Here is a 16,815-nt window from a genome sequence, read left to right as displayed (position 1 = left end):
GTTACATCTAATTTACGTTCTAAAACATAATTTAGATGTACAAACCTAAAAAAACTTTGGTTAATTTGTTAATAAAAACACAAAAATATTAGCAAACAACTTAAATTTAATGTTTTATAAACGTTAAAAAAAGATTTACTATCCCTACAAATGGCAACTAATTTCCTCACAGTTACATTGTAAATCAATTAAAAATCAGTTAAAAAAAGAAAACGATTAAAAACGGATTTCGTTTTAATGTATTAAAAGCAATATTTACACAAAAATGATTAGTTTTGCAAACATTAAAATGTAGTACCAGAAGCACTTAATATGAAGTTTAAGGAATATAAAGGATTAGATTTACCTAAGGTAGCAGAGAACATACTAGAATATTGGAAAGAGAATAACATTTTTGAAAAAAGTGTTACCAATAGAGAAGGCGGAGAAGGATATGTATTTTTTGAAGGTCCACCTTCTGCAAATGGTATGCCTGGCATACACCACGTTATGGCACGTACCATTAAAGATATTTTTCCTCGTTATAAAACAATGAAAGGGTACCAAGTAAAGCGTAAAGCTGGTTGGGACACCCACGGTTTACCTATAGAACTTGGTGTAGAAAAAGAGTTAGGTATTACTAAAGAAGATATTGGCAAAAAAATATCTGTAGAGGAGTACAATGCTGCTTGTAAAAAAGCTGTAATGCGCTATACGGATGTTTGGAATAAAATGACCGAGCAAGTTGGGTATTGGGTAGATATGGAAGATCCGTACATTACTTACAAGTCTAAGTATATGGAGTCTGTTTGGTGGCTACTAAAACAAATATATAGCAAAGATCTAATTTACAAAGGTTATACTATACAGCCATATTCACCTAAAGCTGGTACTGGTCTTAGTTCTCATGAGCTAAACCAACCAGGTACTTACCAAGATGTAACAGATACTACTGTAACTGCTCAATTTAAGGCCAATAAAGAAACGCTACCTAAAGCATTTAAAAATGTAGAAGGCGATGTCTTTTTTATAGCTTGGACAACAACTCCTTGGACATTACCATCTAATACAGCATTAACAGTTGGACCTAAAATAGATTATGTTTTAGTACAAACTTTTAATCAATATACATTTGAACCTGTTAAAGTAATTTTAGCCAAAAACTTGTTAAGCAAACAATTTAGCGGCAAATTTATTGAAGCAGAAAGCAATGATGACTTTACAAACTATAGCTCATCAGACAAAAAAATACCATACCAAGTTATTGCAGAAGTAAAAGGTACAGATTTAGTTGATGCTACTTATGAGCAACTAATGGACTATGTGCTTCCTTACCAAAATCCAGAAAATGCATTTAGAGTAATATCTGGTGACTTTGTTACCACTGAAGATGGTACTGGTATTGTACACACCGCTCCTACTTTTGGTGCAGATGATGCAATGGTTTCAAAGCAAGCAACACCAGAAATACCACCTATGTTGGTATTAGATGAGAATGATAACCCTGTTCCTTTAGTTGACCTGCAAGGTAAGTTTAGACCAGAACTAAAAGAACTTGGTGGCAAATACGTTAAAAACGAATATTACAACGATGGTGAAGCACCAGAACGTTCTATAGACGTAGAAATAGCCATAAAACTAAAAGAAGAAAACAGAGCTTTTAAAGTTGAAAAATACGTACACAGTTACCCTAACTGCTGGCGTACAGACAAACCTATATTGTATTACCCACTAGACTCTTGGTTTATTAAGGTAACAGACGTTAAAGAAAAAATGTTTAGCCTAAACGAAACCATAAACTGGAAACCTAAATCTACTGGTGAAGGACGTTTTGGTAACTGGTTAGCTAATGCAAATGACTGGAACTTATCTAGATCTCGTTATTGGGGAATTCCGTTACCAATTTGGAGAACCGAAGATGGTAAAGAGGAAATAATAATTGGCTCTGTACAAGAATTAAAAGAAGAAATGTCTAAAGCTGTTGCTGCTGGCGTTTTAGAAAAAGACATTTTTGAGGACTTTGTTGTTGGTGATATGTCTGAAGACAACTACGACAAAATAGACCTTCATAAAAATATTGTAGATCAAATTACATTGGTTTCTGCTAACGGAAAACCAATGAAAAGAGAAAGTGATCTTATAGATGTTTGGTTTGATAGCGGCTCTATGCCTTACGCACAATGGCACTACCCGTTTGAAAATAAAGACTTAATAGACGACAACAAAGCATATCCTGCAGATTTTATTGCTGAAGGTGTAGACCAAACACGTGGTTGGTTTTATACATTACATGCAATATCTACAATGGTTTTTGATTCTGTTGCCTATAAAAACGTTGTATCTAACGGTTTAGTTTTAGATAAAGACGGCAAAAAAATGTCTAAACGTTTAGGCAATGCTGTAGATCCTTTTGAAACTATGAACGAGTTTGGACCAGATGCTACACGTTGGTATATGATTTCTAATGCAAACCCGTGGGACAACTTAAAATTTGACTTAGAAGGTATTGCAGAAGTAAAAAGAAAGTTCTTTGGTACATTATACAACACATACTCTTTCTTTTCTTTATATGCTAACATAGATAATTTTAGCTACACAGAAAATGATGTTGCCTTAAACGAACGCCCAGAAATAGACCAATGGATATTATCCGAGTTACATACACTAATAAACAAAGTAGACCAAGCTTACGGCGATTATGAGCCTACAAGAGCCGCAAGGTTAATATCTAACTTTGTACAAGAAAACTTAAGTAACTGGTATGTTCGTTTGTGTAGAAGACGTTTCTGGAAAGGAGATTACCAACAAGATAAAATATCTGCATACCAAACACTTTATACGTGTTTAGAAACTGTTGCTAAACTATCTGCTCCTATTGCTCCGTTCTTTATGGACAGACTTTACAAAGATTTAACCCAAGCAACAACTAAAGAAAAAGCTGAAAGTGTACATTTGGCTGACTTTCCAAAATACAATGAAGCACTTGTAAATAAAGAGCTAGAGAGTAAAATGGAAAAAGCACAGACTATATCATCTTTAGTATTGTCTATTCGTCAAAAAGAAAAAATAAAAGTACGCCAACCATTACAAAGAATAATGGTTCCTGTACTAGACGAAAAACAAAAACACGAGATAGAAGCTGTTGCAGATTTAATAAAATCTGAAGTAAACGTAAAGGAAATTGAACTTTTAGATGATGCCTCTGGCATCTTGGTAAAACAAATAAAGCCAAATTTTAAAGTTTTAGGCCCTAAGTACGGAAAAGATATGAAGCTGATTGCCAATGCAGTAAGAGAGTTAGACCAAGATGACATCCAAAAAATTGAGCAAAATGGCGAAATAATTATTGCAATTGAGAATAAAAGTATTAATTTACAGCTACAAGATGTAGAAATTTTGTCTCAAGACATAGAGGGTTGGTTAGTTGCTAGTTCTGGTAATTTAACTGTTGCTTTAGATGTTACAATTAGTGAAGATCTTAGAAAAGAAGGTATTGCTAGGGAGCTAGTAAACAGAATTCAGAATTTAAGAAAAGAATCTGGTTTTGAGGTAACAGACAAAATTGATATTAAAATATTAAAAGACGGTTATGTAGAGAATGCTGTTGCAGATAACATAACTTATATTAAAACTGAAACATTAACAGCGGAACTTAATTTTGAGGAAAAACTGGACAATGGCACAACTATTGCTTTTGATGAAGTAAATACAAAATTGTTTATCCAAAAACATTAAAAACTATGGCGCAAGATTTAAACGTGAGATACGGTGACAAAGACTTAGAAGAATTTAAAGTTCTTATTACTGAAAAAATAAACAAAGCTAAAGAGCATTTAGAACTTTTAAAAAGTTCTTATATGAATGATGGTAATAATGGTACAGATGATACCTCACCAACATTTAAAGCTTTTGAAGAAGGCTCACAAACAATGAGCAAAGAAGCAAATACTCAATTGGCAATACGCCAAGAAAAGTTTATTCGCGATTTAAAAAATGCAATATTACGTATAGAAAACAAGACATACGGTATATGTAGAGTTACTGGTAAGCTAATTAATAAAGAACGATTAAAATTAGTACCACACGCTACACTTAGTATAGAAGCTAAAAATATGCAGAAATAACAAAACGCCCTTTTTAGGGCGTTTTTTAATACACTATATGAAGCTAACATTACTTACTTTTTTATTTGCTTCCATCAATTTATTGAGTGCTCAGAAAATTGTAGAAAAAACAGTGGTTAATGACCATATTTCGTTAATAAATATAAACACCGAAAACTGCTACCAGGTTACCTTAGAAACAGCCAATACAGAAGAAGTTACCGTTTCTGCTAACATAGATGGTGAGTATAAAAAAGATTTACTCCTTGAAATTAAAGAAGATGCCGCCAGTATATTTATTACAACAGGCTTTAGCCCAACTTTTATTAGCCCTAACGATAAACTCAGCGCACACAAAGTAATATCTATTTCTTTACAAATTATTTTACCTGCCTATAAAAATGTGAAGCTATATGGTAAAAGCTCTAATGTTATTGCTACTGGAGATTATAAAAATTTAAACATTACATTGTCTGATGGTTTTTGTTCTTTAGAAAAAATAACAGAAACAATAAGTGCAACCACACAAAGCGGTAATATTTTAGTAAATAGCAATTATGCTACTGTAAAAGCCAACTCAAAATACGGTAAAATATACACAGACAATCTTACTAAAGGCAATACAAATTTTAACTTATCTTCTATTACCGGAGACATACATATTACTAAAACCAAATAATTGTCTATTTTTGCAAAATCTATCTTTTAAAGAATGAGTTTAAAAAAATCTGCCTTAATAGTATTACTAATTTTATTAGTAGACCAAATATCTAAAATATACGTAAAAACAAATTTTACGTACCAACAGTCTGTTGAAATCTTTAGCTGGTTTAAAATTTTGTTTATAGAAAACGAAGGGGCTGCTTGGGGCGCAAAACTAAGTGATATTTTTCCTATTGCAGACAGCACAGGAAAATTAGTATTAACTGTATTTAGACTATTTGCAGTTGCTGGTATTGGTTATTGGTTGTTTGACACTATTAAAAAGCACGCTCCAAAAGTATTAATATTAGCAGTATCCTTAATATTTGCAGGCGCACTTGGTAATATTATAGATTCAGTTTTTTACGGCGTTATTTTTGACGAGAGCTTTGGCAAGGTTGCTACACTGTTTTCAGACGATCCATACAGCGGTCTTTTTCATGGTAAAGTTGTAGATATGTTATACTTTCCTATTGTACAAGATGCAGTTTGGCCATCTTGGATCCCTGTAATTGGCGGAAACACATTTAGTTTTTTTGAACCCGTATTTAATGTAGCAGATACTGCAATTAGTACAGGTGTTGGTATACTATTAGTTTTTAACAAAAAAGCTTTTGGATCTAAAACTGATAAATCTGTAGAGGCGTAACACAATAATCTAAAGGCACATCATCTTTATAAACATCTGTAATTACATCTTCGGCTTCAAAAAAAGACAACCCAATTTTTAAAACGTTTGGTTTACACTCGCTTAAAAAAGCATCATAAAAACCTTTACCATAACCTATTCTATTGCCTTTTTTATCAAAAGCTAAAAGCGGCACAAAAACAACATCAATCTTATTTGGTAAAATATCTATACCATCTACTGGTTCTGGTACATTGTAACTATTCTTTTTTATAATAGTACTATCTGTAAGCAAGTAATTGGTAAGCGTATTATCTGCATTCATTTTAGGTAAAATAACGTTCTTGTCTTTACCTTGCAGTATTGCCAGTATAGAGCCAGTATCTATTTCTTTTTTTTCTTCTATTGATAAAAAAATATGATAATAACTATAATCCCAAATTGGCAGTTTTAATAACTGGTTTGCTATTTCTATGCTTTTGTCCTCCGCATCTTCCTTAGACAACTTGTCTCTGAGCAAAACGTATTTAGCGCGTAATTCCTTTTTTATCATTCGTTAAAAATAGTGTATTATTCATTAGATGAAATGGCTTCGTAAATTACCAAAAAAATCATCATTAATAAATAAGCACCCATTGCCACAACGTATAACTCCATGCTTTTCAAAAGTTTAGGACTACAATGTAAACAAAATAATTTATAAATATCGATAAAAAGTATCTTTTTACCGATTAAGAGTTATTTTAGTGGTGCAATAACTACTTTAGACTGAAGTATTATACCAATATATAATTTTTTTTAACAGTCTTAAAATAGCAAAGACCATTTCACAAAAAAGTATTGCCTTTAACTACACCAATCAAAAAAAAGAGATTATTTTTACTCTATGCCGCAAGAAGTTTCAATAAAATTACAATTAAGTACATTGCCTAACAACCCAGGTGTGTATCAATTTTATGATAAAGACGAAAAAATATTATACGTTGGTAAGGCCAAAAACCTAAAAAAAAGGGTCAGTTCTTATTTTAATAAAACACATGACAATGGTAAAACAAAAGTTCTTGTAAAAAAAATAGTCTACATAAAACATATTGTAGTAGATACAGAGTCTGATGCTTTATTATTAGAAAATAACTTAATAAAAAAATACAAACCCAGATACAATGTTTTATTAAAAGACGATAAAACGTATCCTTGGATTTGCATAAAAAATGAGCGCTTTCCGCGTGTATTTTATACAAGAAACTTAATTAAAGACGGCTCTGAATATTTTGGCCCTTACACCAATATGAAAACCGTAAGGGTGTTGCTAGATTTAATTAAAAGTGTATACCCCTTGCGCACTTGTAATTATGATTTATCTGCAGAAAAAATTAATGCATACAAATATAAAGTCTGCCTAGAATACCATTTAGGCAATTGCAAAGGCCCTTGTGAAGGTCACCAATCTGCAGAGGAATACCAAAGGCAAATTATAGAAATAAAAGACATTTTAAAAGGCAATTTTAAATCGTCTTTACACTATTTTAAAAATCAGATGAAAGTACTAGCCTCTGAAATGAGGTTTGAAGAGGCACAGGATTTTAAAGAAAAAATAGAAGTTTTAGAGAATTACCAAGTTAAAACAACTATAGTAAATCCTAAGATTAATAATGTAGATGTTTTTTCAATTATTTCTGATGAAACTTTTGCATACATAAATTTTTTACAACTATCACACGGTGCAATTATTAGATCTCACACTCTAGAATTAAAGAAAAAACTAAATGAGACTGATGAAGAGCTCCTTCAATTAGCTATTATAGAAATTAGGCAAAGATTTAAATCTTTATCAAGAGAAATATACCTGCCTTTTCCTGTAACAGTAGATAGCAACTTAAAGGTAACAATACCTAAACTTGGCGACAAAAAAAGAATTTTAGAATTATCTGAAAGAAATGCTAAGTACTATAGAATGGATCGTTTTAAACAAATAAAAGTTACAGATCCAGACCGCCATACAAATCGTATTATGGCGCAAATGAAAAAAGATTTACGCTTATCTGAAGAACCAAGACACATAGAGTGTTTTGATAACTCTAACATACAAGGAACCAACCCAGTTGCTGCTTGCGTTGTATTTAAAAACGGAAAACCAGCAAAAAAAGAATATAGACACTACAACATAAAAACTGTTGTTGGCCCAGATGATTTTGCGTCTATGGAAGAAGTAGTGTTTAGGCGCTACAAAAGACTACTAGAAGAAGAACAATCCTTACCACAGTTAATTGTAATAGATGGTGGTAAAGGACAACTATCTTCAGCCCTTAAAAGTTTAGATGTTTTAGGGTTAAGAGGAAAAATAGCTATTATTGGTATTGCAAAAAGATTAGAAGAAATTTATTTCCCTGGAGATTCAATTCCTTTATATTTAGATAAAAAATCTGAAAGCCTTAAAATAGTACAACAACTACGTAATGAGGCGCATAGATTTGGAATTACTTTTCACAGAACAAAACGAAGTAATGCAGCCATAAACTCTGAACTAGAAAGTATAGATGGAGTTGGAGAAAAAACGGCAACAGATCTTTTAAAGTCATTTAAATCTGTAAAAAGAATAAAAGAAGCTAGTATAGAAAAACTTGCCGAAATTGTAGGTATGTCTAAAGCTCAAAAAATATATAACACCTTTCATTAAAAAATGAAGAAACTAGTACTTACTATAATCACACTTTTAATTTGCGGTATTGGTTTTACGCAAAATAAAGTAGCAAAAGACAGCGTAAAAGTTGGTCTAGTGCTAAGTGGTGGTGGCGCAAAAGGATTGGCACATATTGGAGCATTAAAAGTTATTGAAGAAGCTGGTGTTAAAATTGACTATATTGGAGGCACAAGTATGGGAGCAATTATTGGCGCCCTATACGCTTCTGGATATTCTGCTAACGAACTGGACTCTATTTTTAATAGTATAGACGTAAACCTTTTAATACAGGACAACTTACCAAGAGGAGCAAAAACTTTTTATGACAAGGAAGATGCAGAACGGTACGCATTAAGCTTGCCATTTAATAAATTTAAAGTTTCCTTTCCGTCTGCTATATCTAGCGGGCAAAACATATACAACCTACTAGTTAAATTACTGTACCACGTTAAAGACACAGATGACTTTAGTAAATTACCAATTCCTTTTTTTTGCATTGCAACAGATGTAGAAACCGGACAAGAAATTTTACTAAATAAAGGTTATTTACCCGAAGCCATTATGGCAAGTGGCACATTCCCGTCTTTATTTGAACCTGCAGAAATAAATGATAAAATTTTAATAGATGGCGGTGTAGTAAACAATTACCCTATTAACAAACTAAAAAAATTAGGTGCAGATATAATTATTGGTATAGATGTACAAGACAGTTTGTCTAGCAGAGACAACCTTGGCTCTGGCACAGAGGTTTTACTACAAATTAACAACTACAGAACTGTTAACGACATGAAGGCTAAAGCCAAGCTAACAGATGTGCTTATAAAACCAGAAATAGGCAAATACTCGGTTATAGATTTTGCTCTTGGTAAAGAAATTATAGAATCTGGTGAGGCTGCCGCAAGAACAAAAATCAGCCAATTAAAAAATATTGCTTTACAACGTGGCAAAGACATAAAAAAACACAATAACATAAAACCACACGACTCTATAACTATTAACAGGCTAATAATCTCTGGCCACCAAGACTACACCAGAGCGTATATTAAAGGTAAGCTAAGGTTAGATTTAGACAAAACAGTACCCTTTGCAAAACTACAACAAGGCATAAACAACCTTGCAGCTACTAATAATTTTAAAACAATACGCTATACACTAGACTCCAGACCCTCTATAGACTCAGAGGAAGATGAACTTGTCTTGACTTTAAAAATAAAAGAAAACAAAGACAAGATGTTTATTAAAATGGGCGCGCATTATGACGATATTTATAAAAGTGCAGCCATAATAAACTTAACAAAAAAGAATATTTTTTTACAAGATGATGTTGGCTCTTTTGATTTTATACTGGGCGACAATATTAGGTACAAAATGCAATATTACCTTGACAAAGGGTTTTATTGGAGTTTTGGACTAAACTCTACCTATAACGACTATAATTACGAAATAGATTACGACATTATTAAATCTAATTTTCCAGGGCCAGACACAGGAATAAATAATATAAATATAAGCGCTACAAACCTTACTAACCAAGCATATATACAAACTGTTTGGAACGAAGAATTTGCATTTAGCTTAGGAGCTGAACATCGGTTTTTAAAATACACTACTCGCACACTACAAGAAGACAACGCAAATAATAATGAAGACTCTAGAACCATATTTGAAAAGAGCAATTACTTTAGCACGTTTGCTAAATTAAAACTAGACACATATAACGACAAATACTTCCCTAGCAAAGGTCTTTATTTTAATGGTGATTTGCATTTTTATATGTTTTCATCAGACTACAACAACAACTTTAAAGAGTTTTCTATAGCACAAGGAACTATGGGCGCTGCTTTTGAGTTAACTCACAATTTGTCTTTAAACCTAGAAGCCGGCGCAGGCTTTAAACTAGGTAACTCCAACGTAAGGTCATTAGATTTTATAATGGGCGGTTACGGTAACGACTTAGGAGATGGCTATATTTCTTTTTTAGGCTATGATTTTATTAGCCTAACCGGAAACAGTTATATAAAGGGGCTTACAAAGCTAGATTATGAATTTAGCCCAAAAAATCATTTACTTTTATCAGCAAACTTTGCCAACATAAATGATGACATTTACAGAAAAGCAGAATGGTTTCAACTACCAGAGCACACGGGATACGGAATTGGCTACGGTCTTGAATCTTTTTTAGGCCCAATACAAGCTGTTTACTCCTGGTCTCCAGAGAAAAACAAAGGAAGGTTGTTTTTTAGCATTGGATATTGGTTTTAAATCATCAATTAACAATCACAAGGCACAAACTTTACCTATTTTTACGATATTTGTAAAAACAAAACTGTTTTATGTTATTATTTAGAATTGATATTACCGCCCACCTCCGGGCTATGTGGTGAAACAAGTGTTTTTCACTTAATAACTTATCTCTACAACAGAAATAAGAATTTTATCATATCAAAATTATATAAATTTTAAAACAAAATAATATGTCAACACTAGACAATACATCACTTAAATTACCAAAAGAAAATTTAGACGCTGAAGATTTTTTACCATTATTAGGCACAGACTACGTAGAACTTTATGTAGGTAATGCTAAACAAGCTGCTCATTACTATATGTCTGCCTGGGGTTTTCAGCCACTTGCATACGCTGGTTTAGAAACCGGATTAAAAGATCGTGTTTCTTACGTAATAGAACAAGGTAAAATTAGGCTGGTATTAACTTCACCTTTAAATTCTGGAGGAGACATAAACAAGCATATAGATGCACACGGAGACGGTGTAAAAACTGTTGCTCTTTGGGTTGATGATGCAACTAAAAGTTACAAAGAAACTACTAGCCGAGGTGCAGAAAGTTATTTTGAACCTAAGAAAGAAGAAGATAAAGACGGAGAGGTTGTTTTTTCTGGAATTCATACATACGGAGAAACAGTTCATGTATTTGTAGAAAGAAGTAATTACAACGGTGTTTTTCTACCAGGTTACAAAGCTTGGAACCCTTATTACAAACCAACAGATGTAGGCTTAAAATTTATAGACCATATGGTAGGTAATGTTGGCTGGAACGAGATGAACAAGTGGTGTGAGTTTTATGCCAAGGTAATGGGCTTTGCACAATTAGTTTCTTTTGATGATAAAGATATCTCTACAGAATACACTGCTTTAATGAGTAAAGTAATGAGTAACGGTAATGGGCGCATAAAATTTCCTATTAACGAACCTGCTGAAGGAAGAAAAAAATCTCAGATTGAAGAATATATAGATTTTTATAATGGAGCCGGTGTACAACATATGGCTTTAGCAACAGATAACATTATAGAAACTGTAACTGCGTTAAGAGATCGTGGAGTAGAATTTTTAACTGTTCCTAGCTCTTATTACGAAGATGTTTTAGATAGAGTTGGTGAAATTGATGAAGACTTAGCTCCTTTAAAGGAATTAGGTATTTTAATAGATAAAGATGAAGAAGGCTACCTATTACAAATATTTACAAAGCCTATTTTAGACAGACCAACAATGTTTATAGAAATTATACAAAGAAAAGGAGCAAAATCTTTTGGCAAAGGAAACTTTAAAGCCTTGTTTGAAGCTATAGAAAGAGAGCAAGAATCTAGAGGAACCCTTTAACAAAACCACTATATTATTATGAATGCAGTAATATTTGCATTTAAAAGCTAAAGTAGTGTTAACACTTTAGTTAAAGTAAGTTAAAACCAATTATAACTCTGAATTAATGTAGTACTTTTGACGGCATAAGGGGTGGTTCCCTTATTAACTTTAAGTATTGGTTTTTCATAATTTAAAGTTTGGTTGGTTATTTAGGAAAAGCCTAGTTTTAAGACTAGGCTTTTTTTTATACAATACTTTGGAACAAAAGTTGTTTAAATAATTGTAAAGACATCTAATTGTGTTTTCAATTTTAGTAATTTTACAACAACGATATGAAAAAGGTATACTTATTATTCTTATTACTAGCTACATTTGCTGCTAATTCTCAAAACAAGCACAGTTCGTTTAAAGCAGGGGAATGGTTACGCTTTAGAATTCATTATGGAATTTTTAACGCTAGCTACGCTACACTTCAAATAAAAAACGATAAAGTAAACGGCATACCAGTTTACCACGTAATAGGCAAAGGAAGAACAACTGGCTTGGCTCGTGTTTTTTTTAAAGTAGACGACACCTACGAAAGTTATTTTGACAAAAATCACGGCAAACCCTATAAATTTGTTAGAAAAGTTAGCGAAGGAAGCTATACATTAAATTTAGATATAGATTTTGATCACAAAAAGAAAAAAGCTGTTTTAAATGATCATAAAAAAAACAGAAAGCTAGACTTTAAAATAGAAGATAACATACAAGATTTAATATCTGCATTTTATTATGTAAGAAACAATTATAACGCAGATGAATTAGTGAAAAATGAAACCATTACACTTAATTTATTATACGACGATGATGGCATTTTTAAGTTTAAGCTTAAATATTTAGGAAAAGAAACTTTAAAAACTAAATACGGTAAAGTAGAATGTCATAAATTTAGACCCTATGTAGAGTCCGGACGTGTTTTTAAAGAACAAGAAAGTTTATCGCTTTGGGTTTCTAATGACGAAAATAAAATTCCTATTAGAATAAAAGCAGACTTAGCTGTTGGCTCTCTTAAAGCAGACCTAGATGGGTATGCAGGACTAAAGCATCAGTTTAAAATAATAATGGATTAACACTTAATGGACAATAAAGAAAAGATAGCGTCTCAAATATTAAAATTAGAAGAAAAATACAAAGGATCAGGACAAGATCTAAGTTCTTACCTAGATGGTTTACTTTATGAGAAGTATTTAACATATTGGGATTACATTCATCTAGACACGCTATTAAGCTTACAAATACCAAGAACACATTTTCCTGATGAGGAAATTTTTATAATGTACCACCAAATTACAGAGTTGTACTTTAAGCTTATTTTACATGAACAAAAACAAATTGTAGACGATAAATCTCAGAATGTAGATTTCTTCATAGAAAAAGCCAACAGAATAAACAGTTACTACAAGGTTCTTATATCTTCATTTAGCATTATGATAAATGGTATGGATAGAGAACAGTTTTTAAAATACAGGATGGCCTTACTGCCAGCAAGTGGTTTTCAATCTGCACAATACAGAATGATAGAGCTGTACTCTGCCCCTTTAGAAAATCTAGTTCATAAAACTAAAAGAGCAAATTTTTCATCAGAAAACAGTATTGAAGAATTATACGAAGAAATTTACTGGAAAAACGGAGCTACAGATAAAGATACAGGCGAAAAAACATTAACTCTTAAACAGTTTGAGTACAGGTACACACCACGCTTAATACGTATTGCAAATCAAGTTAAAGACAATACTATTTATCATAAATACCTTGCACTTCCTAAAGAAAGTCAAGAAAACCCAGAATTAATTAAAGCTTTAAAAGCATTAGATATAAATGCAAACGTTAATTGGCCGTTAATGCATATGGGTTCTGCTTACAGGTATTTAGCCAAAGATAAAGAAGCAATTGATGCTACAGGAGGCACTAATTGGAAACAATATTTACCACCAAGTTTTCAAAATGTTGTGTTTTTTCCATATTTATATACAAAAGAAGAGTTAAATAATTGGGGAAAAGAGTGGATAGACCATATCTTTAACCCCGAAAAATCTAAATAATGCAAAAATTCTTTCTTTCACTTTTAACAATATCTATATTTATTTCTTGCAAGGACAGCAAGGTTAAAGACCATGATAATCTTCCGGAAGTAATCACCATAGAAAAACCAGTAGTTGCTATGGAGTATGGTTTTAATTTAGATGACTTTACAGTTTTACAAGATACAATTAGAAGTGGAGACAGTTTTGGTGAATTAATGACCAATAACAAGGTAGACTATCCTAAAATTTTTAAAATATCTGAAGAATACAAAGATAGTTTTGATGTACGCCGTATTAGAGTTGGTAAACCTTACGTTATATTAAAATCTAAAGACACCACAGAAACTGCTCAATATTTTATTTATGAAAACGATCGTATAAACTATACCGTAGTAGATTTACGAGATTCTGTGAATGTATACAAGAAAAAGAAAAAAGTTACTTATGTAGAGCGTGAAGCCTCTGGCATAATTAGTACTTCTTTGTCTGAGGCTATTTTAGCCCAAGGTATAGATTATAATGTAACCAATAATTTATCAGAAATATATGCTTGGTCTATAGATTTCTTTAGACTACAAAAGGGAGATAAATTTAAAGTTATTTATAAAGAACGATACATAAACGACACTATCTATGCTGGTGCAGAACCTATAGAAGCTGCATATTTTGAGCACAACGGAAAACCGTTTTACGCTTTTGAATATGTAACAGATTCTCTAAAGCAAATTGCAGATTATTATGACCATGAAGCAAACAACTTAAGAAGAGCATTTTTAAAAGCCCCTATTAAGTTTAACTACAGAATTTCTTCTAGATACAACTTAACTAGAAGAATTAAATACTATGGCTACAAAGTTAGACCACACAAAGGAACAGATTATGCAGCTGCAATTGGAACTCCTATTATTGCCACAGCCAACGGTACTGTTGTAGAATCTACAAGACGAGGTGGTAATGGAAAATTTGTAAAAATTAAGCATAACGGAACCTATAGTACTCAATACCTACATATGAAAAACCAAAATGTTAAAAAAGGTGATTATGTATTACAAGGTGATGTAATTGGATGGGTAGGTATGACAGGTAACAGTGGCGGCCCACACGTTTGTTATAGGTTTTGGAAAAACGGGAGACAAGTAGATCCTTTAAAAGAAAAACTACCAACAGCAGAAGCTATTGCAGATAGTTTAAAAACAGGATACTTGGCGCATATAAAGCCAAAAATGACTCAGTTAGACAAAATTGTTTTTCCTAAAAAAATAATTACCCAAGAAGAAGATAAAGAAGAAAACATAATTAATCCATAATAATGGCATTACAGAACACCAACCCTACTACAACTGCCGCTTGGCAAAAACTACAAGAAAACTACAATAACACTAAAAATCTTAAGGTTAAAGATTTGTTTAAGGACGATGAAAATCGTGCTAACAAATTAACCATTAAAGACAAGGATTTCTTGTTTGATTATTCTAAAAACAGAGTTACAGATGAGACTGTTAAACACTTATTAGAATTAGCAGACCAAGTGAACTTAAAAGACGCTATTAAAAGCTACTTTAAAGGAGAGCCAATAAACCAAACAGAAGGAAGAGCCGTTTTACACACTGCATTACGCGCAAAAGAATCTGACTCTGTTTTAGTAGACGGTAAAAATGTAATACCAGAAATTTACGAGGTTAAAGAAAAAATTAAAAACTATACAGAGAGTATTATATCTGGTAATAGCAAAGGGTACACAGGTAAAGCATTTACAGATGTTGTAAATATTGGTATTGGTGGCTCAGATCTTGGACCTGCAATGGTTGTAGAATCTTTAAAGTTTTACAAAAACCATTTAAAAATGCACTTTGTAAGCAATGTAGATGGTGACCACGTACACCAAATACTAAAAGAACTAGATCCTGAAACAACTTTATTTGTTGTTGTATCTAAAACATTTACCACACAAGAAACACTTAGCAACGCTACAACTATAAAAAAATGGTTTTTAAATCCAGAATTTAAAACCAAAGAAAGTGATATTGCACTTCATTTTGCAGCAGTATCTACTAACGCTGCAAAAATTGCAGAATTTGGCATAGACGCCAACAATGTATTTCCTATGTGGGATTGGGTTGGAGGACGTTTTTCTTTATGGAGCGCAGTTGGCTTAAGTATAGCTCTTTCTGTAGGGTTCTCTAATTTTGATAGTCTTCTAATGGGCGCTAATGAAATTGACGAACATTTTAAAAACACAGAGTTTTCAGAGAACATTCCAGTTATTTCTGCCCTACTAACTATATGGTACAACAATTTTTATAATGCAGAGACCGAAGCTATAATTCCTTATTCTCAATACCTAAGTAGATTTTCTGCTTATTTGCAACAAGGTATAATGGAAAGTAATGGAAAAAGTGTAGATCGTAACGGGGACAAAGTTACTTACCAAACAGGAACAATTATATGGGGAGAGCCAGGAACAAACTCTCAACACGCATTTTTTCAACTAATTCACCAAGGAACTAAAATAATCCCTGCGGAGTTCATAGGATTTAAAGAATCATTATTTGGCGATAAAGACCACCAGAACAAGTTAATGGCTAATTTTATAGCACAAACAGAAGCTCTTTTAAATGGAAAAACTGAAGAAGAAGTACTTTCCGAACTAAAAGAGAAAGGATTAAATAATGAAGAAATAGAAAAATTACTCCCTTTTAAAGTTTTTGAAGGAAATAAACCAACTACTACATTGTTAATTGACAAATTGACGCCAAAAAGTTTAGGAAAATTGATAGCTCTTTACGAACATAAAATATTTGTTCAAGGTATAATTTGGAATATTTTTAGCTATGATCAATGGGGTGTTGAACTAGGAAAACAATTAGCCAGCACCATACTAAAAGACATAAATTCTGACAAAAACGAAAATCACGATGCATCTACATTGCAAATCCTAAAAGGGATTAAACAATAGAAATATCTTACTAAAATTATTAAAATGGCGTTGATAACTTATTGTTTATCAACGCCATTTTAACATAAATTTATGTTATTTTTGCGTTAACTGATTTAACAT

General features: G+C 32.2%; 12 protein-coding genes. 11 read left to right on the top strand and 1 reads right to left on the bottom strand.

All coding sequences use genetic code 11. The features are described 5' to 3' along the window. Positions 1-312: 312 nt before the first annotated feature. The 4 genes from ileS to AX016_RS05390 are packed head-to-tail and all read left to right on the top strand — an operon-like array spanning position 313 to position 5,433. On the top strand, positions 313-3,714 hold the full coding sequence (gene ileS / locus AX016_RS05405) for an isoleucine--tRNA ligase (RefSeq protein WP_100894644.1): 3,402 nt from the start codon (positions 313-315) through the stop codon (positions 3,712-3,714). 5 nt (positions 3,715-3,719) lie between these two features. After that, entirely contained in the window at positions 3,720-4,103 is a 384-nt protein-coding gene (locus tag AX016_RS05400; RefSeq protein ID WP_100894643.1) for a TraR/DksA family transcriptional regulator, read from the top strand. Positions 4,104-4,140: 37 nt separating this feature from the next. Then, on the top strand, positions 4,141-4,761 hold the full coding sequence (locus AX016_RS05395) for a DUF4097 family beta strand repeat-containing protein (protein ID WP_100894642.1): 621 nt from the start codon (positions 4,141-4,143) through the stop codon (positions 4,759-4,761). 33 nt (positions 4,762-4,794) lie between these two features. Then, complete coding sequence (locus AX016_RS05390; RefSeq protein ID WP_100894641.1) at positions 4,795-5,433, top strand: lipoprotein signal peptidase; 639 nt, start codon at positions 4,795-4,797, stop codon at positions 5,431-5,433. Here AX016_RS05390 and AX016_RS05385 read toward each other — a convergent pair. Beyond that, the gene (locus tag AX016_RS05385) at positions 5,405-5,965 is read right to left on the bottom strand and encodes a 5-formyltetrahydrofolate cyclo-ligase (protein WP_100894640.1); all 561 of its coding nucleotides are present in this window, start codon (positions 5,963-5,965) and stop codon (positions 5,405-5,407) included. The genes AX016_RS05390 and AX016_RS05385 overlap by 29 nt on opposite strands. 333 nt (positions 5,966-6,298) lie before the next feature. Between AX016_RS05385 and uvrC the strand changes: the two genes are divergently transcribed. The 7 genes from uvrC (at position 6,299) to pgi (ending at position 16,713) form a co-directional block, all read left to right on the top strand. After that, positions 6,299-8,089, top strand: coding sequence for an excinuclease ABC subunit UvrC (gene uvrC, locus AX016_RS05380; protein ID WP_100894639.1), 1,791 nt, complete (start codon positions 6,299-6,301; stop codon positions 8,087-8,089). Between the two features lie 3 nt (positions 8,090-8,092). Then, on the top strand, positions 8,093-10,354 hold the full coding sequence (locus AX016_RS05375; protein ID WP_100894638.1) for a patatin-like phospholipase family protein: 2,262 nt from the start codon (positions 8,093-8,095) through the stop codon (positions 10,352-10,354). A 212-nt stretch (positions 10,355-10,566) separates the two neighbouring features. Beyond that, positions 10,567-11,709, top strand: a complete 1,143-nt coding sequence (gene hppD / locus AX016_RS05370; RefSeq protein WP_100894637.1) for a 4-hydroxyphenylpyruvate dioxygenase — start codon at positions 10,567-10,569, stop codon at positions 11,707-11,709. 314 nt (positions 11,710-12,023) lie between these two features. Then, positions 12,024-12,803: a DUF3108 domain-containing protein gene (locus tag AX016_RS05365; RefSeq protein WP_100894636.1), complete on the top strand. Its 780-nt coding sequence runs from the start codon at positions 12,024-12,026 to the stop codon at positions 12,801-12,803. Between the two features lie 6 nt (positions 12,804-12,809). Next, complete coding sequence (locus AX016_RS05360) at positions 12,810-13,775, top strand: tryptophan 2,3-dioxygenase family protein (RefSeq protein WP_100894635.1); 966 nt, start codon at positions 12,810-12,812, stop codon at positions 13,773-13,775. After that, the gene (locus AX016_RS05355; protein ID WP_100894634.1) at positions 13,775-15,064 is read left to right on the top strand and encodes a peptidoglycan DD-metalloendopeptidase family protein; all 1,290 of its coding nucleotides are present in this window, start codon (positions 13,775-13,777) and stop codon (positions 15,062-15,064) included. Before AX016_RS05360 ends, AX016_RS05355 begins: the two co-directional genes overlap by 1 nt. Before the next feature lie 2 nt (positions 15,065-15,066). Continuing rightward, a complete protein-coding gene (pgi, locus tag AX016_RS05350; RefSeq protein ID WP_100894633.1) occupies positions 15,067-16,713 on the top strand; it encodes a glucose-6-phosphate isomerase in 1,647 nt (548 codons plus the stop codon). Positions 16,714-16,815: the final 102 nt, after the last annotated feature.

This window comes from Cellulophaga sp. RHA19 (assembly GCF_002813425.1).
Lineage (GTDB): Bacteria > Bacteroidota > Bacteroidia > Flavobacteriales > Flavobacteriaceae > Cellulophaga.
This window is presented reverse-complemented; position numbering and strand designations above follow the sequence as displayed.

Excerpts from the sequence above, each read along its gene's own strand:
- ileS (WP_100894644.1), top strand. The coding sequence starts at position 313 with ATGAAGTTTAAGGAATATAAAGGATTAGATTTACCTAAGGTAGCAGAG.
- AX016_RS05400 (WP_100894643.1), top strand. The coding sequence starts at position 3,720 with ATGGCGCAAGATTTAAACGTGAGATACGGTGACAAAGACTTAGAAGAA.
- AX016_RS05395 (WP_100894642.1), top strand. The coding sequence starts at position 4,141 with ATGAAGCTAACATTACTTACTTTTTTATTTGCTTCCATCAATTTATTG.
- AX016_RS05390 (WP_100894641.1), top strand. The coding sequence starts at position 4,795 with ATGAGTTTAAAAAAATCTGCCTTAATAGTATTACTAATTTTATTAGTA.
- AX016_RS05385 (WP_100894640.1), bottom strand. The coding sequence starts at position 5,965 with ATGATAAAAAAGGAATTACGCGCTAAATACGTTTTGCTCAGAGACAAG.
- uvrC (WP_100894639.1), top strand. The coding sequence starts at position 6,299 with ATGCCGCAAGAAGTTTCAATAAAATTACAATTAAGTACATTGCCTAAC.
- AX016_RS05375 (WP_100894638.1), top strand. The coding sequence starts at position 8,093 with ATGAAGAAACTAGTACTTACTATAATCACACTTTTAATTTGCGGTATT.
- hppD (WP_100894637.1), top strand. The coding sequence starts at position 10,567 with ATGTCAACACTAGACAATACATCACTTAAATTACCAAAAGAAAATTTA.
- AX016_RS05365 (WP_100894636.1), top strand. The coding sequence starts at position 12,024 with ATGAAAAAGGTATACTTATTATTCTTATTACTAGCTACATTTGCTGCT.
- AX016_RS05360 (WP_100894635.1), top strand. The coding sequence starts at position 12,810 with ATGGACAATAAAGAAAAGATAGCGTCTCAAATATTAAAATTAGAAGAA.
- AX016_RS05355 (WP_100894634.1), top strand. The coding sequence starts at position 13,775 with ATGCAAAAATTCTTTCTTTCACTTTTAACAATATCTATATTTATTTCT.
- pgi (WP_100894633.1), top strand. The coding sequence starts at position 15,067 with ATGGCATTACAGAACACCAACCCTACTACAACTGCCGCTTGGCAAAAA.